The 19860-nt window shown below is 67.4% G+C and carries 21 protein-coding genes and 3 pseudogenes; 10 read left to right on the top strand and 14 right to left on the bottom strand.

The window, feature by feature from the left end:
* Window positions 1-67: 67 nt before the first annotated feature.
* The 8 genes and pseudogenes from ACRRRO_RS08010 to ACRRRO_RS07975 all read right to left on the bottom strand — a co-directional run.
* Window positions 68-1483 carry a GH1 family beta-glucosidase gene (locus tag ACRRRO_RS08010; RefSeq protein WP_424795522.1) on the bottom strand — a complete coding sequence of 472 codons (1416 nt, stop codon included), beginning with the start codon at window positions 1481-1483 and terminating at the stop codon, window positions 68-70.
* The gene (locus ACRRRO_RS08005) at window positions 1480-2454 is read right to left on the bottom strand and encodes an ABC transporter ATP-binding protein (protein WP_424795523.1); all 975 of its coding nucleotides are present in this window, start codon (window positions 2452-2454) and stop codon (window positions 1480-1482) included. Before ACRRRO_RS08005 ends, ACRRRO_RS08010 begins: the two co-directional genes overlap by 4 nt.
* Before the next feature lie 8 nt (window positions 2455-2462).
* Window positions 2463-3929, bottom strand: coding sequence for a dipeptide/oligopeptide/nickel ABC transporter permease/ATP-binding protein (locus ACRRRO_RS08000; RefSeq protein ID WP_434081568.1), 1467 nt, complete (start codon window positions 3927-3929; stop codon window positions 2463-2465).
* Entirely contained in the window at window positions 3905-4387 is a 483-nt protein-coding gene (locus ACRRRO_RS07995; protein ID WP_434081634.1) for a hypothetical protein, read from the bottom strand. Before ACRRRO_RS07995 ends, ACRRRO_RS08000 begins: the two co-directional genes overlap by 25 nt.
* A 100-nt stretch (window positions 4388-4487) precedes the next feature.
* Window positions 4488-4904: pseudogene (locus ACRRRO_RS07990) on the bottom strand (ABC transporter permease subunit); the annotation flags it as partial.
* Window positions 4817-5377, bottom strand: coding sequence for a hypothetical protein (locus ACRRRO_RS07985; protein WP_434081354.1), 561 nt, complete (start codon window positions 5375-5377; stop codon window positions 4817-4819). The pseudogene ACRRRO_RS07990 and the gene ACRRRO_RS07985, both read right to left, overlap by 88 nt.
* Before the next feature lie 151 nt (window positions 5378-5528).
* On the bottom strand, window positions 5529-6332 hold the full coding sequence (locus tag ACRRRO_RS07980; RefSeq protein ID WP_434081353.1) for an ABC transporter substrate-binding protein: 804 nt from the start codon (window positions 6330-6332) through the stop codon (window positions 5529-5531).
* A 149-nt stretch (window positions 6333-6481) separates the two neighbouring features.
* Window positions 6482-7009: pseudogene (locus tag ACRRRO_RS07975) on the bottom strand (ABC transporter substrate-binding protein); the annotation flags it as partial.
* A 523-nt stretch (window positions 7010-7532) separates the two neighbouring features.
* Between ACRRRO_RS07975 and ACRRRO_RS07970 the strand changes: the two are divergent.
* From ACRRRO_RS07970 to ACRRRO_RS07960, 3 genes are all read left to right on the top strand, one after another.
* Window positions 7533-7979 (top strand): DUF6653 family protein, encoded by a 447-nt coding sequence (locus ACRRRO_RS07970; protein WP_434081352.1) that lies wholly within the window; start codon window positions 7533-7535, stop codon window positions 7977-7979.
* Between the two features lie 120 nt (window positions 7980-8099).
* Window positions 8100-8639, top strand: coding sequence for a hypothetical protein (locus ACRRRO_RS07965; protein ID WP_434081351.1), 540 nt, complete (start codon window positions 8100-8102; stop codon window positions 8637-8639).
* A 35-nt stretch (window positions 8640-8674) separates the two neighbouring features.
* Entirely contained in the window at window positions 8675-9013 is a 339-nt protein-coding gene (locus ACRRRO_RS07960) for a hypothetical protein (RefSeq protein ID WP_434081350.1), read from the top strand.
* Here the strand turns inward: ACRRRO_RS07960 and ACRRRO_RS07955 are convergent.
* The gene (locus ACRRRO_RS07955; protein WP_424795528.1) at window positions 8992-9840 is read right to left on the bottom strand and encodes an NAD(P)H-dependent oxidoreductase; all 849 of its coding nucleotides are present in this window, start codon (window positions 9838-9840) and stop codon (window positions 8992-8994) included. The genes ACRRRO_RS07960 and ACRRRO_RS07955 overlap by 22 nt on opposite strands.
* 85 nt (window positions 9841-9925) lie before the next feature.
* Here ACRRRO_RS07955 and ACRRRO_RS07950 point away from each other — a divergent pair, with 85 nt between their 5' ends.
* From ACRRRO_RS07950 to ACRRRO_RS07940, 3 genes are read left to right on the top strand one after another with little or no spacing between them, the layout of a single operon-like run.
* On the top strand, window positions 9926-10282 hold the full coding sequence (locus tag ACRRRO_RS07950; protein WP_424795529.1) for a winged helix-turn-helix transcriptional regulator: 357 nt from the start codon (window positions 9926-9928) through the stop codon (window positions 10280-10282).
* 3 nt (window positions 10283-10285) lie between these two features.
* Complete coding sequence (locus ACRRRO_RS07945; protein ID WP_434081349.1) at window positions 10286-10486, top strand: hypothetical protein; 201 nt, start codon at window positions 10286-10288, stop codon at window positions 10484-10486.
* Entirely contained in the window at window positions 10465-10785 is a 321-nt protein-coding gene (locus ACRRRO_RS07940; RefSeq protein WP_434081348.1) for a DUF456 domain-containing protein, read from the top strand. Before ACRRRO_RS07945 ends, ACRRRO_RS07940 begins: the two co-directional genes overlap by 22 nt.
* Before the next feature lie 35 nt (window positions 10786-10820).
* Here the strand turns inward: ACRRRO_RS07940 and ACRRRO_RS07935 are convergent.
* The 4 genes and pseudogenes from ACRRRO_RS07935 to ACRRRO_RS07920 form a co-directional block, all read right to left on the bottom strand.
* Window positions 10821-11496, bottom strand: a pseudogene (locus tag ACRRRO_RS07935) (response regulator).
* On the bottom strand, window positions 11471-12892 hold the full coding sequence (locus ACRRRO_RS07930; protein WP_424795532.1) for a sensor histidine kinase: 1422 nt from the start codon (window positions 12890-12892) through the stop codon (window positions 11471-11473). Before ACRRRO_RS07930 ends, ACRRRO_RS07935 begins: the two are co-directional and overlap by 26 nt.
* A 45-nt stretch (window positions 12893-12937) precedes the next feature.
* Window positions 12938-13417, bottom strand: a complete 480-nt coding sequence (locus ACRRRO_RS07925) for a hypothetical protein (protein WP_434081347.1) — start codon at window positions 13415-13417, stop codon at window positions 12938-12940.
* A complete protein-coding gene (locus tag ACRRRO_RS07920; RefSeq protein ID WP_434081346.1) occupies window positions 13372-14805 on the bottom strand; it encodes an ABC transporter ATP-binding protein in 1434 nt (477 codons plus the stop codon). Before ACRRRO_RS07920 ends, ACRRRO_RS07925 begins: the two co-directional genes overlap by 46 nt.
* 513 nt (window positions 14806-15318) lie before the next feature.
* Between ACRRRO_RS07920 and ACRRRO_RS07915 the strand changes: the two genes are divergently transcribed.
* Complete coding sequence (locus ACRRRO_RS07915; protein WP_424795535.1) at window positions 15319-15885, top strand: hypothetical protein; 567 nt, start codon at window positions 15319-15321, stop codon at window positions 15883-15885.
* 413 nt (window positions 15886-16298) lie between these two features.
* Entirely contained in the window at window positions 16299-18191 is a 1893-nt protein-coding gene (locus ACRRRO_RS07910) for a DUF4209 domain-containing protein (protein ID WP_424795536.1), read from the top strand.
* On the opposite strand, the gene ACRRRO_RS07905 is transcribed toward ACRRRO_RS07910, so the two are convergent.
* Window positions 18177-18425: a hypothetical protein gene (locus tag ACRRRO_RS07905; protein WP_434081345.1), complete on the bottom strand. Its 249-nt coding sequence runs from the start codon at window positions 18423-18425 to the stop codon at window positions 18177-18179. The two genes, ACRRRO_RS07910 and ACRRRO_RS07905, sit on opposite strands and share 15 nt — an antisense overlap.
* Before the next feature lie 34 nt (window positions 18426-18459).
* On the opposite strand from ACRRRO_RS07905, the gene ACRRRO_RS07900 reads away from it, so the two are divergent.
* Both ACRRRO_RS07900 and ACRRRO_RS07895 read left to right on the top strand, forming a co-directional pair.
* Window positions 18460-18948: a sodium:calcium antiporter gene (locus ACRRRO_RS07900; RefSeq protein ID WP_434081344.1), complete on the top strand. Its 489-nt coding sequence runs from the start codon at window positions 18460-18462 to the stop codon at window positions 18946-18948.
* Window positions 18935-19603 (top strand): sodium:calcium antiporter, encoded by a 669-nt coding sequence (locus ACRRRO_RS07895; protein WP_434081343.1) that lies wholly within the window; start codon window positions 18935-18937, stop codon window positions 19601-19603. The genes ACRRRO_RS07900 and ACRRRO_RS07895 overlap by 14 nt, the downstream gene beginning before the upstream one ends.
* Window positions 19604-19860 lie beyond the last annotated feature (257 nt).

The raw sequence follows: 19860 nt of genomic DNA, 5'->3' as shown, positions 1-19860 counted from the left end.
GGACGCGCCGGCGGCGTCCACGTCGGTCCGTGCGGGGGATGGTGGGCAGTGGGTGGTGGCTCGGTGATCAGGTGTCGGCGTGGTGGGCGCGGTGGGCGGTGGTCAGATCGCGGTACCAGTGGCCGCTGTCCTTGATGGTGCGGGCCTGGGTGGCGTAGTCCACGTGCACGATGCCGAACCGTTTGTCGTAGCCGAAGGCCCACTCGTAGTTGTCCAGCAGCGACCAGGCGAAGTAACCGCGCACGTCCACCCCCGCTTCGACCGCCTCGGCCACCGCCTCGATGTGCGAGGACAGGTAGTCGCGCCGGTCGTGATCGTGCACGGCACCGTCGATGAGTTCGTCATCGAAGGCGGCCCCGTTCTCGGTGATCATGATCGGGGGCACCGGCCACTCCCGCTTCAGCCGGATCAGGAGGTCCCGCAGACCGTGGGGCTCGATACTCCAGCCCATCGCGGTACGCGGGTGCGGTGGCGGCAACTGCTCCACGTGCTCCTGGCCCGCCTGTTCCGGCTCGGTGGCCGGCACCGGTTCGGTGCCGATCACGTGGTGTTGGCTGTAGTAGTTCACCCCGAGGACGTCCAGTGGCTGTGCGATCACCTCCAGGTCGCCGTGGTGCACCGCGTCCGCGGCACCGAAGCGCTCCTGCAGGGCCGCCACCTCCTCGGGGTAGGTCCCGAGCAGGGTGGCATCGAGCCAGAGCCGGTTCTGCAGCACATCGGCGGTGTCCGCCGCGCGCCGGTCCGCCTCGGGATCCCCGGAGTCACCGGTGACCACCCCGTACAGGTTCGGCACGATCCCGTACCGGTGGGCCTGGTCCTGGGCACGCATGGTCTGCACCGCCCGGCCGTGGGCCAGCAGCAGATGGTGCGCGGCACGCAGGGCGGCCCGCGGGTCGGTCAGGCCGGGCGCGTGTACGCCGTAGCCGTAGCCGAGGAAGGCGGCGCACCACGGTTCGTTGATGGTCATCCAGGTGTCCACCAGGTCACCCAACTCGCCATGGGCCACCTCGGCGTAGCGGGTGAAGGCGGCCACGGTGTCCCGGTTCGCCCAGCCGCCGCGGTCCTGCAGCGGTTGTGGAAGGTCCCAGTGGTACAGGGTGGCCACCGGTTCGATACCGGCCTCCCGGACGGTCTGCAGCAGCCGGCGGTAGAAGTCCAGCCCGCGTTGTTCCACCGCGCCGGTGCCCTCGGGGATGATGCGGGGCCAGGCGATGGAGAAGCGGTAGGAGGTCAATCCCAGGTCCGCCATGATCGCTACGTCCTCGGCGAACCGGTGATAGTGGTCCACCGCCACGTCACCGTTCTGCTGGCCGAGCACCTTCCCGGGCACCTGGGCGAAGGTGTCCCAGATGCTGACGCCGCGGCCGTCCTCGCGGGCGGCGCCCTCGATCTGGTAGGACGCGGTGGCGGCGCCGAAGGCGAAGTCCCTGGGGAATCGTGCGGCCAGCGCCGTGGTGGTCGGCTCGGACTGGGTGGTGGTCATCGGTCGGCTCCGGTCATTGAACGTCTCGCTTCGGTCATCGGGCACACCTCGTCGGCGTCGAGGCTGAAGCAGCCCACCTGGTGACCGGGGGCCACCTCGACGGTGCCGTAGCGGGGTGCGGAGGCGGCGTCGTCGTGCTCGTGGAACAGGCAGCGGCCGGCCAGGACCGCGGAGCGCTCGGCCTCCTCGGCCTCCACCTCGTCCCAGCGCCGGTTCAGTTGCGGCACCGAGGCGAGCAGGTTGCGGGTGTAGGGGTGCAAGGGTTCGCTGAAGACCGCGCTCGTCACGCCCTGCTCCACGATCCGGCCGCGGTGCAGGATCACCACCCGGTCGCTGACGTAGTTGCCCAGGGATAGGTCGTGGGTGATGAACAGGATGCTCAGTCCGCGTTGCTTCAGGTCTCCGAGCAGATTCAGCACGTCGATCCGGGTGGAGGCGTCCAGCATCGAGATGATCTCATCGGCTACCAGGAACTCGATGTCCAGCAACAGCGCGCGGGCGATCAGCAGCCGCTGCAACTGGCCGCCGGAGAGTTGATGAGGGTACTTGCCGCGCACGGTCCCGGGTTCGAGGCCGACGGCGTTGATCGCGTCGTCGACCTTGCCCTGCCACTCCTTGTTGGACATGGAGGCGAAGTTGGTTCGCCGCAGGGCATCGAAGGTGCGATCGATGGGGAAGATCGGGTTGTAGGAACTGAAGGGGTCCTGGAACACCCCCTGTGCGCGGCGGTAGTAGCCGCGGAGGTCGCGGCGGTTCAGGCCCAGCACGTCGGTTCCGGCGAAGGTGATCTGACCGGAGGTGGTCGAGGTCAGGCGTAGCGCCATCTTGCCCAGGGTGGACTTGCCGGACCCGGACTCCCCGATCAGCGAGACCACTTCACCCTGACCGACGTCGAAACTGACGTTCTTCACCGCGTGCAGACTGCCGGTGCCGAAGGTGCCGACGCTGTAGACCTTGTTCACATCGCGCATGCTCAACATCAGTGCGTCACCGCCCAGCAGGCCACCTGGTGGCCCGGTTCGATCTCCACGAAGGGAGGGGTCTCCACGCATCGGTCGTGCGCGAGTGGGCACCTGTCCCGGAACCGGCAACCGGCCGGTGGGTCCAGCAGCGCCGGCGGGCGTCCGGGAATGCCCTCGAGCTGGGTGCCGTCGTACCGCTCGCCCACCTCCGGCAGCGCCCCGATGAGCAACTTGGTGTAGGGGTGCTTGGGGTTGTGGATGATCGTCTCGGCCGAGGCCTTCTCCGCCAGTTGCCCGGCGTACATCACCATGATGGTGTCGGCGATCTGGTAGAGCACCGAGATGTCGTGGGTGATGACGATCATCGAGCGCACGAAGCCGCGGTCGCGGAACTCCACCAGTGCCCGGGCCACCGCCTTCTGGCTGGACACATCCAGCGCGGAGGTCACCTCGTCACCGATCAGCAGGGACGGGTCCAGCAGGGTGGACAGCACCAGCACCATGCGCTGCTTCATCCCGCCGGACAGTTCGATCGGGTAGCGCGCCAGCACCTCGGTGTCCAGCCCCACCAGTTCGAGCCGGCGGTGCAGTTCGGGTAGGAGCTGCTCGTAGGAGATCCCGCGGGAGCGGACCAGTTCCCGGATCATCCGGCCGATCTTGCGGGTGGGATTCATCGCGCTCATCGCGTACTGCGGGATGAGCGAGATCTCGTGGAACCGGTAGGGGCGCATCGCCTTGTCGTCGCCGACCGGCAGCTTCTCCCCGTCCAGTTGCACGCTGCCGCCGATGTGGCGCATCCGGGTGTCGAACCGGATCAGGGATTTGCCGAGGGTGGACTTGCCGCAGCCGGATTCCCCGGCGATCCCCATGATCTCGCCGTCGGCGATGGAGAACGTGACTCCGTCGAGGGCTTTGACGTCCCCGGACAGGGTGCGGTAGTAGACCCTCAGGTCTTCGACGTCCAGACTCATCTCAGGTCTCCCCCTCAACTTGGGGTTGAAGACCTCATCCAGGCCCACATTCATGATGTACAGCGATCCGACGATCGCGGTGATACCGATCCCCGGCGGCACGAACCACCACCACATGCCCAGGTGCAGCGCACTCCACTGCACGGCCTGGTTCATCATCAGGCCCAGTGACATCGCATTCGTGGGGCCCAGCCCGATGAAGTCCAGCGACGCGGCGGTCAGGATCGATCCGCCGAACAGCAGCACGAAGGTCATGAACAGGTAGGAGTACATGTTCGGGGCGATCTCGCGGCGGATGATCGCACCGGTGGACAGGCCGGAGAGCTTGGCCAGGTCCACGAACTCCCGGGCGCGTAGCGAGAACGTCTGGGCGCGTACCGCCCGGGCCACCCAAGGCCAGGAGAACAATCCGATGTACAGCGCCTGCAGCGGCACGCTGCGCACGCCCAGGTAGGCGTTGATGACGATGAGCACCACGAAGCCGGGGATCACCAGCACCACGTTGGTGAGCATGTGAGGATTTCGTCGATCCAGCCCCCGCGGTAACCGGCTACGAACCCGATCGTCATCCCCACCACTGCGGCCAGGCTGGCCGCCAGGACACCCACCATGTAGGTGGACCGCAGACCGGCCACGAACTGGGTGAACACGTCCTGGCCGAACATCGTGGTGCCGAACCAGTGTTCGGCCGAGGGGGGTTCGATGGCTGCGCCGACGTAGTCCATCGGGCCGTGATCGAAGGTGAGCGGGGCGATCATGCCCAGGCCGAAGAGCCCGAGCACGACGACGAGGGCGCCGACCACCTTGGGGTTGCGCAGAGCGAAGTACAGCGTCTCGTTGCGCTTGCCCTTGCGCGCTCGCCCCGTCCCGGGGGTGGCCGCAGCGGTGTCGGTTGCCTCGAGGGCATCGCCGGGAAGTTCCTTGGTGGGTTCCCGTGCGGCGCCGGCAACGGGTGGAGGTGTGGTGCTCATGCGTTCGCCTCCTGCATTCCGGTTCGGGTTCGTGGGTCGACCACACGTAGGCCAGGTCGATGATGAAGTTCGCGACGAGCACGCCGACCACCACGAACAACAGGGCACCTTGAAGCAGGAAGAAGTCCTGGTTCTGGATCGCCTGCAGGATCAGGTAGCCCAACCCGGGATAGGCGAAGACCACTTCGGTGACCAGCGCGCCACCCAGGACCGTGCCCAGTTGCAACGCCAACCCGGTGATCTGCGGCAGCAGGGCGTTGCGGTAGGCGTAGCGGCGCACCAGGCGGTGCGGGGCGCCGAGGGCTTCGAGGTAGTTGGCGTAGTCCGCTTCGAGTTCGTAGATGATGACGTTGCGCATCCCGATCGCCCAGCCGCCCAGGGCGACGAGGAACAGGGACAGGAATGGCAGGAACCAGTGCGTGAGCAGGTTCAGCACGAATCCGACCGACCAGGTCGGCCGGAGGGAGAAGTCATAACCGCCGGCCACCGGGAACCAGTCCAGATTGATGCCCAGCACCCACACCAGCAGGATCGCGACCCACTGTACGGGGTGGCGCTGAGCAGGTAGCCCAGCGGCAGGATGGTGTTGTCCAGGATCTTGCGGCGTGCGGTCAGCGCACCCACCTTGTTGCCGATCAGCCAACTGAGCAGGATCGCCGGGATCATCAAGCTCAACGTGTATGGGACTGCCTGCCACAGCACGTCGCTGACCTGGGCGGGAAAGAGCCAGACGCTGACGCCCAGGTTTCCCTGCAGTAGTTCGGCCCAGTAGTTGATGTACTGGCGCCAGGCGGGCAGGTCGAGCCCGAAGATCCCCTCGTAGTACGCCCGCATCGGCCCGATGGCCTCCGGGTGGGCCACCGAGGCCCGCGCGATCATGCGATCCACCGGGTTACCGGGCATCAGTCGTGGAATGGCCCAGTTGACGCTGACCGCCACGACGAACGTGGCGAGGTAGATCGCGAGCTTCCGTACGAGATAGCGTCCCACGTTCCCTCGTCTCAGGTGGATTGGACTGGCGACGTTCCGGCGGCAGCGCCGGTAGATGCGCCGGCACCAACTGGTGCCGGCGCCGCCTACGCTTCAGCGCGCCACAGCCATGGCGGTGCCCCACCGCTCGTGGTGGGGCACCGCCGACGGATCAGCCTGCCGGCTCGATCTCAGCCAGGGTGTGCAGTCCGCCCTGGTGGAAGCCGCCGCCCCAGGTGTTGGGGAAGTAGTCCGGACCGGACTCGGAGTTGGGCCAGTTGGTCCACACCTCCGTGTTGTACTGCGCCCACATCCCGTTGTACCAGAGCGGGATCATCGGCAACTCGGTCATGGTGATCTCCTGCAGATCGGCCATGATGTCCATGTAGGCGGGGTCATCCTGCGCGGTACGGGCCAGTTCCTGTACCAGATCCCAGGCCTCGTCGTTCTCGTACCGGCCGAAGTTACCGGGGAACATCTGCTCCTGGATGGGCTGGTGGAACACGTAGTTGAACCAGGTCCAGGGGGTGTTGGACACACCCGAGAAGTTGTTCAGCAGGAGGTCGAACTCACCCGTGGCACGGGCATCGTCCAGCGCTCCGGCGTCCGGGAAGTCCGCGACGACGTTGATGCCGGCTTCCTGGGCACCTTCAGCAATGACCCGGGCCGCCTCCATCCAGTCGGTCCACCCGGCCGGCACGATCAGGGACAGCTCGATCGGCTCACCATCAGGTGTTTCGACGTACCCGTCACCGTCACTGTCCTCATAGCCGGCGTCGGACAAGATGCTCCGGGCGGTGTCGGGGTCGTAACTGAAACCGTGCTCGGAGGTGACGTCCTCGGCGTAGAACTCCTCGTATGCCGGCAACATCCCGGAGGGGTGTGCGGCTTCGACGATGTTGCCGTAGGCACCGGTGACGATCTGGTCCACGTTGATAGCGTGCGCCAGCGCCTGCCGGAACGCGGCGTCGTCCATCGGCTCACGCAGGGTGTTCGGGAACAGGGCTGCCGTGTTCTCCGAGAGCATGTAGGGCGCTTCGGGGAAGTAGGTTTCCACCTGGCCGCTGTCGTCGGCAGGGTGTTGATCCCGGGCAGGAAGTTGTTGCTCAGGTCCAGGTTGCCCTGCAGCAGCAGACCGAGGGCGACCTCGTTGGAGGGGTTGACGATGTCGACGATGTACTGGGCCGGCATCTCCATCCCCAGCGCGTCGATGCCCCACCAGTCGTCGTTGCGTTCCCACACCATGCGGTCCGGGCCGTGGGTGGAGTACAGGTAGGCACCAGAACCCACCGGGTCCTCGTTCTGGCTGGAGATGTAGTCGTCCTCGCTCCAGTCCCCGAAGATGTGCTCGGGCACGATGTTGTTGGTGTAGAGGAAGTTGTCCCACTCCTCATACCGGGGGTCGGAGAAGGTATACCGCACCGTGGTGTCGTCCACGGCCTCGGCCTCATCGAGCCAGTTCCACAGGTTCGACCAGGGAACCTGGGGGTACTCGCCGAGCTCGATGGTGAAGACCACGTCGTCAGCGGTGAGCGCCTCGCCGTCGGACCAGGTCAGGCCCTCGCGCAGGTTGATCTCGAAGACGTCGTCGGAGACCCACTCCCCACTTTCGGCCAACCATGGCTCGAGTTCCAGGGAATTGGGGTGGAACATGAACAGCGGCTCGTACAGCAAGCCGCGCACTCCGGTGGCCTCACCGGACTGGGTAATCGGGTTCCAGCTGGACGGCGGCCCCCATTGCTGCCCACTGGTGAACACGGTCTCATCCCGCGGGTATTCGCTGACCAGTTCCTCAACCTCGGCCAGGCCTTCGGTTTCCTCGTCGGTGTCCTCATCGACCTCGGCGCCCGCGCCGCCATCCCCTTCGGGGGTCGGATCGACGTCGTCGGCCTCCCCCGCGCAGGCTGCCAGCACCAAGGCCGAGGCAGCAACCAGGGCAATTGCCCCGTGTCCACGTCTTCTCATCGTTCTGGATCCTCACTTCCTCGTAAGTCACGGCCACATCGCTACCGCCGACGGGGGTGACCCGTCACAACCTATGCTTAACCGCTTAAGTTCATAAGTCAAGGGACGGGCATCACGAAGTGGTAACGTTCCGGACGTTTCGGCTGGATACGTCAGAAACTCGTGGGGTGAGGTGCTTGCGGCAAAGCCACGTGACGATCAGGCTGGACCCGTGCCGCACGAGGAGACCTTCTACGCCTGGTTGTTCCAGCGGCACGCTCATCCGATCAGCGCCTGGTCAAGGCTCCTGAGCACCCCACTGCTGTTGGTTCCCCTGTGGACGAGGCGCTGGTGGTTGTACCTGCCCATCGGCGCGTGGATGGCGGTCAACCCGGTGATAACCCCGCCGGCTCACGAAACGTCCTCGTTCGCGACGCGGGCCATCCTGGGTGAAGAGTCCTGGACCCGGGACCCTCAATCGGAGCCGATGATCCTGGCCCTGACAGCCGTGGTCAGCGGTTCGCTCGTCGGCGCAATGACGGCCGCCTACCGACGCAACAAGGTCGGCGCGATCGCTGGCACCGGGATGTCGATGGCACTCACGTTGTGGCAGTGGAAGTTGTGGGCGGGCGATTCACGCGAACAAGCCGGACGGCAGCCTGACTTCAGCCCTCCCTAGGAGGACGGCCTCGCATTACCGGCACGCACACCCCTTGCGGCATGAGCGCAGAGCGCGTTTCGAATCCTGCTGTCACAATCGCCACCCCCGGCACATAGGGGATGCAGGGAGGGTGGAGCAATGCATCGAATCAGATCCGCGGCAGCGCTTGCTGTCGTGCTGGGCGTGGCCACCGGCTGTGGCGCGGCGGGGGCGGACCACCAGGAGGCCGGTGAACTGATCGCGACCTACTCCGAGGGTGGCCATGGCCGGGAGTGGGTCGGGCAGGTGAACCTGGCCGAGGCGGTGGTGCTGGGTTCCGCCGTCGATGTCGACAACTGGGTGAGCACGTTGCCCGGTGCCGATCCGGCCGAGTTCGTGGAACTGGATCAGGTTGACCTGACCGAGCACTTCCTCGTCATCGGCGGCTACCACCAGTGCACCGAGACCAGTGCGATCATCGTGATCACGAGGACGACGACGTCCGCGTCGTTTTCGAGGTCGCCTCGCCTGATCCCGACACTGTGTGTGACTGGTCGCCCTACACCCTCGATGTGTGGGCCGTGCCCCTCAGCCTCACCGGCGGCGAAGTCCCCGGCTCGGTTCCGATCACCTCCGGCACCGGTTCCAGCACGACGGCCCCGGAACCGGCGCGACCGACGGCGGTCGGTGACCTCCTAGCTACCTGGGATGAGAACACCGTCGACCGTGACGCGATGGAGGCGGTGGTGTCGCACTTCTCCGGGCCGGTGCGGCACCAGAACTCCTTTGACGGCCTGGCTGCGGCGCTGGCCGACTTCGACGAGTCCGGCCCCGGACTCCTGGCGGTCCAGGACGCGGATCCGAGCACGGCCTTTCTGCTGGTCACCGGCTACCACAGCTGTACCGAGCGCAGCATCGTCCAGGCTGACCTGGACGCCGACCCCACCAGGGTGTGGATCGAGATCGAGTGGGAGGCCGACGTGGACTGCGCCTGGGCGCCCTACACCCTGGATGTGTGGCAGGTCGGGCTCGGGGAGGTCGGCGACTTCGTCTACATCGACGACCCTGCATAGCACCAATCGGCAGCGTCCCGGCGCCGCGCCTCAGCCGCCTCGCCAGGGTCCAGCACGTGCACCGACAACCCGGTCTCACCCGGCCGGATGTGGTCGCTCAACTCCCACTCGGGGGTGTAGTGACCGGTGAACTGCGGCCGGTAGGCGATGGGCTCGTCGGTGAAGAAAGCGTCCAACCGGGTGCGCAGGTGCGCCCTGACCTGGCTGTACCCGTGGCTGTCGAGGACGTCGGCACTCGGGACGGCCAGCGGCTCCAGTACCTGCATCCCGGTGTAGGCGAGGGTCCCGTGCAGCAGGCCGAAGAGCATCTCCTGCAGTTCCCCGCTCTTGCCCCGTGGCCCGATCGATCGGGGCCGATCGCCCAGCGTGACGACGACGAAGGCGCGTTTGCCGGCGAAGGGCCCCTGTTCGAAACGCAGCCGGCGGCCCGTGGCCGGGTCCTTCCCGAACGCGAAGCCGGAGTGGAACACCTTGTCGAACCATCCCTTGAGGATGGCGGGCATCCCGTACCACCACAGGGGGAACTGAAGCACGACGGCGTCCGCCGCGAGCAGTTTCTCCTGCTCGGCCACGATGTCCGGGGCGAGGCCCCCGGTGAGGTAGGCCCGCCGTACGTCGTCGGAGGGGTTGAACCGGCTTGGGCGTGGGAGCACGGCATCCGGTCCGAGGACAGGGTTCCAGCCCATGGCGTACAGGTCGGACTGCAGCACCTGGTGGCCGCGTCCCTGCAGGTGCGTCGCGGCATCGCGCCTCAGGTGCCCGTTCAGCGAAGCCGGCTCCGGGTGGGCGCTGACCCAGAGAAACGTGTGGGGAGGCGTCGTCGTCATGCTGCTACTGTCACAGCCCGACGTCGACGGCGGAAGTACCGAAATTCTGTGCCGGTACGGCCATTCGTGGCCGAGAGGAGGAAGCGTGCGAGCATCGGTTGAGCGAGCCGCGCAGGTGTGTCCGGTGGAGATCGCGGTCGCCGTCCTCGGGGGAGCCTGGAAACTCACCATCGTCAAACACCTGCTGGAGCACGGCGTGCACCGCACCCACGAGTTGCACCGACGCCTGCCCACCGCCAGCGAACGCACGCTGACGCGTCAACTGCGGGAACTGGAAGAGGACGGCATCATTCAACGCACGGTCCACCCGCAGGTGCCCCCGAAGGTGGAGTACGCACTCACCGAACTGGGCACCACGCTGCGTGCGGTGGTGCAGCAAATGGACCATTGGGGCGCCACCTATGGCACCACCCAGGCGCCGGCCGCCGCGCGGACGACCTGAACGATGGATCCCACCACACTGGACGTGATCGTCACCGTCGTGGCTGCGCTGCTGCTCGCGGTGGCGGTGCTGGGCACGATCTTCCCGATCCTGCCCGGATCAGCGTTGACTCTCATCACCGTCGTCGGCTGGGCCTGGATCCTGGGTCGGGTGCCTCGTGGACGGCCGGCATCATCGGCGCGGTGCTCGCCCTGGCGGGAATGAGCGCTTCATTGATCCTGACCGGCCGGAAGATGCGTCGAGAACGCATCCCGAACACGCCGGTCCTGGTCGGTGTGGCCGGCGCCATCGTGGGCATGTTCGTCATTCCGGTCGTCGGGCTGTTCCTCGGCTTCGCCATCGGGCTCCTGGCCGCGGAATGGTACCGCCGGCGCGACCTCCGGGCAGCGCTGCGTTCGTCCGTGGAGGCGATGAAGTCGATGGGGCTGGGGATGATCATCGAGTTCGTCTGCGCGTCGTTGGCGGCTTCGGTGTTCGCGATCGGTGCGTTGGTGCACTTCTGAGTTGGGTTCTCGCCGTCCGAGCGGACCGCCGGAAGTCAACTGCCGCCTACCCGGACCAGGCCGCTCTCGTAGGCGAAGATCGCCAGTTGTACCCGGTCCCGCAGGCCCAGCTTGGACAGTAGGTGGCCGGTGTGGGTCTTGGGTCGTGGTGGACAGGTGCAGACGTTCGGCGACCTCGGTGTTCGACAGCCCCGAAGCCACCAACCGCAGGACGTCGGCCTCACGCGGCGTGAGGCCGGACAGGCGTGGGTCTCGCCTGTCGACGTCGCGCTCAGCCGGGGTAGTGGGGAGCCGGGCGGAGAACATCGCCAGCAGCAGTTCGGTGACCCGCGGGGCCACCACGGCCTCCCCGGCTGCCACGGCCCGGACGGCGGCGACCAGCTCGGCCGGTTCGGCATTCTTAAGCAGGAACCCGCTCGCGCCCGCGCGCAGCGCCCCGAAGGCGTACTCGTCGAGGTCGAAGGTCGTCAGCACCAGCACCCGCGTCGCGGGGTGCGCGGCGACGATCCGCTTGGTCGCCTCGATCCCGTCGCCGCCGGGCATCCGGACGTCCATGACGACGACGTCAGGGCCGAGGGACGCCACCTGGTCGACAGCGACCCGACCGTCGGCGGCTTCTCCGACCACGCGAAGGTCCGGCTCGGACTCCAGCACCATGCGAAAGCCCTTGCGGAGCAGGGCCTGGTCATCGGCCAGCAGGATCGTCGTCATCGCGCCTCCCGTCGTCGTGGGGTCCTGCCCCGATCGGCAGGGTGACCGCGACGCGCCACCCGCCTCCCGGCCGCGGCCCGGCCTCGCAGCTCCCGCCGAGGATCGCGGCGCGTTCCCCGATCCCCACGAGGCCGCGTCCGCTCCCCTGCGTCGGCGCGTCGGACGCCCCGGCGGGCCGTCCGTCGTCGAGCACCTCGATCGCCACGGCGTCGAGGGTACGGACGATCCGGAGCGTGACCCGCTCGGCGCTGCGGGCGTGCCGCAGGACGTTGGTCAGCGCCTCACCGACGATCCGGCGCATCGCGAGTGCGACCGCACCGGGGACCTGGACATTGAGCCCGCTGGCGGTCACGGGCAGGCCGGCTGCCCGGAAGCGGTCGACCAGGACCGTGAGGTCCGCCACCTCGTCGGCGGGGTCGGGGGCGGTCTCGTGCAACGCCGTGAGCACACGCTTCATGTCCGCGAGCGCGCTCCTGCCGGTCGCCGAGACCTCCTGCATCGCCTCCCGCGCCTGCTCCGGTGACCGGGGGACGACGGCGGTGGCGCCGTCGGCGAGGGCGACCATGACCGAGATGCTGTGCGCGACGACGTCGTGGACCTCGCGGGCGATGGTGGTGCGCTCGGCGGTACGGGCCATGAGGAGGTGCTGCCGGTGCTCCCGCGCGAGCGCCTGCGCCTGTGCCCGCATCGCGATCGTCCGCTCACGCCTGCTTCGGGCGCTGAGTCCGGCCACAACGGCGGTCAACTGGAGCAAGGCGCCGAGGGTCGCCTCGAGGAAACGGGATGCGTCGCTCGCGACGATCGCCCTGCCAGAACCGCTCCACTCGGACGGGGTCAGGGGGCCGGGCGGGTGGTCCGGCGCGCCGGCGGTCAGGTTGCTGAGCCCGATGATCACACCCCCCAGATCGAGGCTGAGCCCGGCAAACATCGCGAAGCTCACCGCGACGAGCGCGCCGAGGACGGCCGGCCAGGTCCGTACGGGTGGCCATGCCGCGGCGAGCGCGTGGATGGCCAGCGCCGTGCCGAGCACCGTCGCGCCCGGCGCCCCGGTGACCGCGACGTTGAGCACCGCCAGCGCCGTCGTGAGCACGACGGTCCGGACCGGTCGACTGCGGCGCTGCCGTAGGGCGAAGGCACCGAGGAGCCCAGTGACGGCCGTGACCCCCGCGATGGTGAGAGCCCCCTGCGACCCCGGGGGGTGGGCGAACCAGATGACGCCGGGGACCAGATAGGTCGCGGTCGCCAGCAGCGCCGCCACGAGGTAGCCCTGCCAGACGAGCCTGTCCGCGAGGTCCGGCCGCTCGGCGAGGGTCTGCCGGGCCCGCTCGATCCAGGTCCGGACCCACCCGGGAGCGCCCGTCGCCGCGGCGGACGTCCTGGACAGATCGAGGGGCACACCTGGAGTGTGCCAGGCCACCGTCTCGCGACTCACGTGCGGGCCTCAGATACTGCTGCGCCGTAGCCGCACCGCGGCGACCAGGAAGAGCACGACGACCCACACCGCCATGACGCCCAGGCCGAGCCACGGGGTGATGCCCACTCCCGCCTGGGCGGCGTTCTGTGCGGCGCCGGCGTCGGAGGCCACCGCAAGCCGTCCCGCCCACCCCGGCAGGGCTGCCACCAGCCACGAAGCACCAAGGAGCACGACGATCTGTTCGAGGAGGAACACCAGCACCACCCCGGCGACCAGACCCGCAGCAGGCCCTCTCGCGAGGGTGCCGAGGGCGGTGCCCAGCAGCGCCGAGCCCACGAGGTAGAGGACGAAGCCGCCCAGCATGCGGGTGGCCTCCGGGTCGGAGGGGTCCAGTGCGAGTACGAGTTCGCCACGGAGCGGCAGGATGGCGAGGAAGGTGACCCCCAGCGCCGCAACCGCCGTCAGTGCCGCGGCTGCGGCGACGGTGAGCCCTTGAGCAGCGAGCACGGGCACCGGCGGGGGACTGCGAGGAATGTCGAACGGGACGCGCCGGCGGGGTACTCCGTGGCGCCGATGAGGACACCGAGAGCCAGAACCGTCACGAGCGCCTTGGCGAGCAGCACTGGCGTCCGGGACGGGACGGCGACGAACGTCGGCCCGGCGCTCCGGCTGGAGAACTCCCCGCTGCCCAGCAGTACCCCGAGGAGCAAGATCGGGAACTGCGTGATCACGAGTGTGCTCGTGACGAAGTAGGCGAGGCTGCCGTACCCCTCGGGGCCGACCTGGGAGCCGATGCCGCTGAGGTAGACGAGTCCGGTGGTGAGCAGCACCATGACCGCGGCCGCCCACCGCGTGGAACGCAGGCCCCAGGCCTTGGACCACTCGGAGGCCAGGACGCGGCCGAAGGTAGCGCGTGGTCGCGTTGGCAGGCCGACGGGAGCGGGCAGGTCGGCGACGGTGCTCATCGGGTCTCTTCCGTCCGGGCCGGTGCCGTGGTCCGGTACTGCACGGCGTCGGGCCGTCAGGACCAGGTATGCGTCTTCGAGGGTGCCCGACACGGTGGACAACTCGAGCAGGGTGACCCCGAGGTCCGCTGCGAGGGCGCCGACCGCCCCGGCGTCGGCGCCGGTGACCTCCAGCACGCCCGCCTGCGACATGACGACGGTGGCCCCGCGGTCCTCCAGCGCGCGGGCCAAAGGGCCGGGGTCCACCCCCCGGACCCGCACCACACCGGCGCCGGCCGTCGCGGCCACGAGCGTCTGCAGGTCCTCGTCGGCCAGCAGCCGCCCCTGTCCGATGACGATGACTCGGCCGGCGGTCTCGGTCAGTTCACTCATGAGGTGGGAGGACAGGAACACGGTCCGCCCTTCGGCGGCCAGGGCCCGCAGCAGATGACGGATCCACCGCACGCCGTCGGGGTCCAAGCCGTTGACCGGCTCGTCGAGGATGAGGGTGGCGGGGTCTCCCAGCAGGGCCGCGGCGACGCCCAGTCGCTGGCCCATGCCCAGTGAGAAGGTCCGGACCCGGTGACGGGCGACGGACTCCAGGCCGGCGAGACCGATCACCTGCTCGACGCGCGCCCGACCGATGCCGTGCGTGCGCGCCAGTCCCATCAGGTGGCCGAGCGCCGTGCGTCCGGGATGAGCGTTCCGGCCGTCGAGCATCGTGCCGACCTCCTGCAGCGGGGCGGGCAGGTCGGCGTACCGCTGCCCACCCACGGTGGCGGAACCGGACGTCGGCCTCTCCAGCCCGACGACCGCCCGGATCGTCGTCGACTTCCCGGCCCCGTTCGGTCCCAGGAAGCCGGTGACCGTGCCGGGCCGCACGGTGAAGGACAGGTCGTCCACCGCCGTCGCGGCGCCGTAGCGCTTGGTCAGGTGCGTCACCTCGATCATGTGCTCTGCTCCAGTTCCCACCGGCACTGCTGCCGGCGACACTGACGACGCTACGAGCGGCCGAGAGGGAGTAGAACGTCCCTGGCGACGAGATCGGGCGTGCCCCACCTCCTCCCCGGGGGGAGGAGGCGCACCCCTGGACCGATACCTGGGGTGGAGTCCCTCGTCGCGGCACTACGCGGATGCGGCATGACACGCCCTCGTGGCCCTGGAACCACGCTGGCCCGCCCCAGCCGATGCTGGACAGCGCCTGCCACGCCCGCTTGTTGCGGGGTCACCGAGAGCGCGTTCAGATAACGCCCCCTCACCGGTCACATCACCGGACTGGTCTAACGGGACGGCCCGGAATGAGCACGGACGTTGGCGCAGGTCAGCGGAGCGCTTCTGCGTTGAACGTTCGGCTTGCGAGACAGTCCGAAGCCGCAAACCCGAGACCCGGTGCCTTCCGCCACTATGCCGCCCGTGCGGTCCTGGTTCCGGTCGAGTGTCGGTGCTGTGCGGCACAATTTCGGCATGGTGCAAGACGTGATCCCGTGGCTGCTCGGTCCGGCAGGCATCGTCCTCGGATGGTGGCTGAATCAGCGCACGCTTCGCGGCGACGCGGAACGCCAGGCGCGAGAAGCAGAAGAAACCGCAGAGCGGCAACGGGTGCTCCAAGCGGTAGGACTTGCGCGCGACACCGCCGGGCTTATTCGATCGCTGCTTCACGGCATCTACGTGAAGGCGCAGTACCGACGAGCCCCCGAGGGCCTTTCAGAGATGATGGACGAGTTCAACCGCACGAAGGACAGGTTTCGTGGTGCCGTGCTCGCGCTCCGCGTGCTCGGTCCCTCGTGGGCTGTCGAGAAAGCGGAGCGCCTGGACGTGGAAATCAACAAGTTGTCCGAACTCGGGTTCGTTATGCAAAAGGGCATCAAGTCCGAGCACATGACAACTGTAAACGAGCAACTACCCGAGTTGGATCGCATGCTGCGCGACTACGTGAGCACCGTGAGCACCCACTACAACGACACGGCGTCCGACCTTCCTCCGCCTCCGGACATGGAGAAGGAGGGCCGCTGGCAGTCGATCGAGGAATGACGCCGCTTCGATGGTCAGAGTCAGTCCTCGCGATTAGTCTCCCTGAGTAAGTGTCGCAGCAGCGCGCAGGGGGTCGCGATAATGTCTTGGGTCATTCGCGGGTTGGAAGCGTTCGTCTGATTGCAGACAGCATCGCGGGGGCTCTCTGGTTCACCCGGAACTCGTCCGAGAGCGACGATCTCAAGCCGACATCGATGAGGGCCTGGCAAGAGGACCTGGCAGTGACCGGCTATGAGCCCGCCGACCCTGAGGACGCGTGCAGCAGTCCGTCCCGACCCTGGCCGTCGCTAGGCGCTGGCGCTGACTGACGTCCCGTAGGCCGATCATGCTGCTCGCGCCGAGGTTGTTCGGCACCTCGCGCATGGCCCGCCGGCCGCGCCGTATTCGTGCCGCGCCTTGCCTAGGGTTGAGGCATGGCCAACGACGATGACTCGACGACCCCGCCAGCATCCAGCACTTCCTGCCAGGCCGAGGAGGCGGCAGATGAGGTGCCCGATGCTTCCTGGTGGGAGGCTGTGAGCCAGAGCGAGGATGTCGCCGTCTTCGAGGCTGCGGAGGTGCTGCACTGTCTGCTCGCAGATCTGGCGCAACGCGCCCACGAGAGCGAGGGCAGCTCCTCGGTACGATCACGCACGCTGACTGCCATGGCGCGTGCCACCTCGGCGATGCTCAACCCGGATTCTTGGGACGAGCCGTTCTCTCCGGCCATGGAGTCAGGCGGATCGCGCACGGTTGTTCCCAGCGACCTCGACGCAGCCGAACTGACGCTCCTCGCACAGGCACTCCCTATCATCGAGCCGGTGGTGCTGCGCGCCAGGATCGCCGACGTTGTGTGGACCTACCGGTTCCCTCGCGATCCGACGGTGGCGCTCATGGCCGCCGATGCATACCTGGCGGTGCCGCTGACCTGGGATGCGTGGGTACGCTCTGGACATGACAGCTACCGCCGGGTCGTGGAACTGGCACGACGGCAAGGCAAGCCAGGCGCGGCCGTGTTGGAGAAACTCACGTCCACGTTGGTGGCCTTCCTCGCTGGCGACGGGGGCAACGGTTACCTCCAGGCACAAGTGTCCGAGGTCCTTCGGGGTGCTGGCAAGACCACCCCCGAACAGGCGCGTGCCCTGGGAGAGCGGTTGGAGGAGTTCGCGACACACACAACACGAGGAAGCCGGGCCGAGCGTGCGCTCCTGCGCGAAGCGTCCGCATGGTGGAACCGCGGCCAGCGTGATGAGGGCGCCTGCCGGTGCCAGGCCCTGGTTGCCGACTCGTACGCGACGGAAGCCGAGATGCGGATGGCGAGGGAGCGCTCCGCGCTCGGTGCAAGCGGGCCGCTGGAGAAGTCACTCGAAGCGCTGCGGTTGTTGCCGCGCAAGTACCGCACTGCCCATGGGCTTGAAGAGGTGATCAGCCAGCGACAACAATGGCTGCGGGAACTGCGCGAACTCTCGCTCGAGGAGATGAGCCCGCTCGAGCGAGAACCGATCGAGATCTATGAGTTCGTGAAGAAGGCTCAGAACCGAGTATCGGGCTTGGAGCGTCCCGCGGCCCTGCTCGCCCTTTCCCGAATTGCGACGCTGTTCGACCTCGATGAGCAGACGGAGTCTGCACGCAAACACCTTGCGAACGGCATCCTCCGGCTGCTGACTAGGTCCACGATGAGCGGGGACGGACGCAAGGTCAGCGTTGGGGCGGGTGACCCCGCATCTGAGCCGTCTGAACAGGAAATCATCGACGAGTTGGTGAGCCGCAACCATCATCGGATCGGGCTCGTCGTCCAAACTCTCATTGCACCGGCGCTCGAGGTCATCAGCACCGAGCACCGATTTGACCTGGCGTTCGTGGAATCAGTGTGCCGGGAGTCCCCGACGGTTCCCATTCGCCATGCCGGCCTGTGGGCGCGAGGCATCTGGCACGGACTCAACGGCGATATGCCCTCGGCGCTGTCGCTCCTGGTGCCGCAGATCGAGCAGATGGTGCGACTGCGGCTCAAGGCTCAAGGTCTCCATACGCTCAACATCGGCGACAACGGAGTTGAGACCGAAAAGGCGCTCGGCTCGCTTCTCGAGATGCCTGAGTCGAAGGTGTTCTTGGGTGAAAACCTCGCCTTCGAGTTGCAGTCGGTGCTGCTCGAACAGGTCGGGCCGAACTTGCGCAACGAGATCGCCCACGGACTCGTGACCGATGCAGCCCTGTGGGGAGCAGCCAGCGTCTACACCTGGTGGTTGTGCCTCCACATGGTGCTCGCGCCGTACGAGCTCAAGGACATCGGAGAGGAGTCCGGCGACCGATCTTCACGCGGAGCGTGACCGTGCGGGGATGCCCTTGTGCTCCCCGAACCACCGTGTTCGGGAACAGCCCCGAGGTGTCGCCAAGGCTGAGTTGCTCTCCCGGATGAGCGCGGCCACGATCGACCGGCGGTTGGCGCCCGAGCGGGCCAGGATGCTCCCGGGGGGCCGCTCGCACACCACGCCCGGGACACTGCTGAAGTCCCAGATCCCGATCCTCATGCGGGTGCTCAACCGGGTCGATGGAGTGCTCATCGCGACTCGGGTTGTGATCCTTACACTCCTACTTATGGACCTTCTAGACCTGGGGCGGATCATTGTCGGGTTGGTGCTGCTGGTGCTGGGCGGGGAGGTACTGGTGCGAGGGGCCTCCGCCTTGGCTCGTCGAGCGGGGGTTTCCTCCCTGGTGGTCGGGCTCACCGTGGTCTCGGCGGCCACGTCGGCGCCCGAGCTTTCGGTGAGTATCGGTGCGGTCCTGCGCGACGAACCCGGACTGGCGGTGGGCAATGTGGTCGGCAGCAACATTGCTAACGTCTTGCTCATTCTCGGCCTCTCCGCTCTAGTTCTACCGCTGGCCGCGACACAACGGTTGGTGCGCTTTGATCTCCCCCTGATGCTTTCTCTGTCCGCGGCGCTGGTGCTGGTCTGCCTCGACGGGGTGATCAGCGCGGTAGACGGGCTAATCCTGTTCGGTGCCGTGGTCGCTCACACCGTGCTGACCGTCACCATCGGCCGCAGAAGGACACAGTCCAAGGCCCCTGTTTATGCAGCTGGCTGAGGGTTCCCCGGGTATCGGCACCTCCGCCCAGGCCCAGAAACTGCCTGTGGCCTCGAGCGGAAAGTCGATTCTGCTCGTGGTGTTCGGAGTTGCTCTCCTGGTAACCGGGGCCACGCTCCTCGTCGAGGGCGCGGTGAACACCGCCACCACGCTCGGGGTGAGCAGCCTAGTGGTCGGTTTAACCGTCGTGGCCATCGGCACATCTCTGCCTGAGCTGGCGACTTCCCTCATCGCCGTGCGCCGTGGCGAACGTGACTTGGCGATTGGCAACGTGGTCGGCAGCAACCTCTTCAACATCGGAGTCGTGCTCGGGTTGCCAGCCATGATCTCCCTCGAGGGCATTCCCGTATCCAGCGCCGCCCTGGCCTTCGATATCCCGGTAATGTTGGCGGCCGCGATCGCCTTGCTGCCCGTAGCCTTCACCGGCTTCACGGTGGCGCGATGGGAAGGCGCCCTGTTCGTAGCCCTGTATCTGGTTTACCTCGGGTATCTCATCCTGGCTGCCACCGCACACGACGCACTGGAAGGACTTACCGCCGTGATGGCATGGTTTGTCCTCCCATTGATCACGGTGACGCTGATCGCCTTCACCGCATACGAAATCGGGCTGCGTAAGGGCCGACAAGGCAGCGGCACAACCCCCCGTCCGTCCTGACCACGAGCCGCTGACTAGATCAACCCGGGCCTGTCAATACCGCGCGGCCCCCAGGCACCAGATAGTCGCCCCCCCGATCAGCGCCAGACCCAGTGTCTAGTGGCCACCTGCATGGACACCCGGCCTGTAATCCAGATGACGTCACGAGGTGGCCTGAGTATTGGATCAGAGGAATCAACTCTGCAAGCCTCCCCAGCACACTGGCCGGCCATCACCTGCACCCCAACACCGTCATAGAGCGGCTGCGCGACCTGGGC

The sequence above is a fragment of the Sanguibacter sp. Z1732 genome (assembly GCF_051020515.1).
Classification (GTDB): Bacteria; Actinomycetota; Actinomycetes; order Actinomycetales; family Beutenbergiaceae; genus CALKWS01.
Note: the sequence above shows the minus strand (reverse complement) of the source record. Positions and strands in the feature narration are given on the sequence as shown.

Bases quoted from the DNA above. Each gene is read 5' to 3' on its own strand.
- ACRRRO_RS08010 (WP_424795522.1), bottom strand. From the start codon at position 1,483: ATGACCACCACCCAGTCCGAGCCGACCACCACGGCGCTGGCCGCACGA.
- ACRRRO_RS08005 (WP_424795523.1), bottom strand. From the start codon at position 2,454: ATGCGCGATGTGAACAAGGTCTACAGCGTCGGCACCTTCGGCACCGGC.
- ACRRRO_RS08000 (WP_434081568.1), bottom strand. From the start codon at position 3,929: ATGCTCACCAACGTGGTGCTGGTGATCCCCGGCTTCGTGGTGCTCATC.
- ACRRRO_RS07995 (WP_434081634.1), bottom strand. From the start codon at position 4,387: ATGAGCACCACACCTCCACCCGTTGCCGGCGCCGCACGGGAACCCACC.
- ACRRRO_RS07980 (WP_434081353.1), bottom strand. From the start codon at position 6,332: ATGGACGACGCCGCGTTCCGGCAGGCGCTGGCGCACGCTATCAACGTG.
- ACRRRO_RS07965 (WP_434081351.1), top strand. From the start codon at position 8,100: ATGCATCGAATCAGATCCGCGGCAGCGCTTGCTGTCGTGCTGGGCGTG.
- ACRRRO_RS07960 (WP_434081350.1), top strand. From the start codon at position 8,675: ATGGAGGCGGTGGTGTCGCACTTCTCCGGGCCGGTGCGGCACCAGAAC.
- ACRRRO_RS07955 (WP_424795528.1), bottom strand. From the start codon at position 9,840: ATGACGACGACGCCTCCCCACACGTTTCTCTGGGTCAGCGCCCACCCG.
- ACRRRO_RS07945 (WP_434081349.1), top strand. From the start codon at position 10,286: ATGGATCCCACCACACTGGACGTGATCGTCACCGTCGTGGCTGCGCTG.
- ACRRRO_RS07920 (WP_434081346.1), bottom strand. From the start codon at position 14,805: ATGATCGAGGTGACGCACCTGACCAAGCGCTACGGCGCCGCGACGGCG.
- ACRRRO_RS07915 (WP_424795535.1), top strand. From the start codon at position 15,319: ATGGTGCAAGACGTGATCCCGTGGCTGCTCGGTCCGGCAGGCATCGTC.
- ACRRRO_RS07910 (WP_424795536.1), top strand. From the start codon at position 16,299: ATGGCCAACGACGATGACTCGACGACCCCGCCAGCATCCAGCACTTCC.
- ACRRRO_RS07905 (WP_434081345.1), bottom strand. From the start codon at position 18,425: ATGAGCACTCCATCGACCCGGTTGAGCACCCGCATGAGGATCGGGATC.
- ACRRRO_RS07900 (WP_434081344.1), top strand. From the start codon at position 18,460: ATGGACCTTCTAGACCTGGGGCGGATCATTGTCGGGTTGGTGCTGCTG.
- ACRRRO_RS07895 (WP_434081343.1), top strand. From the start codon at position 18,935: ATGCAGCTGGCTGAGGGTTCCCCGGGTATCGGCACCTCCGCCCAGGCC.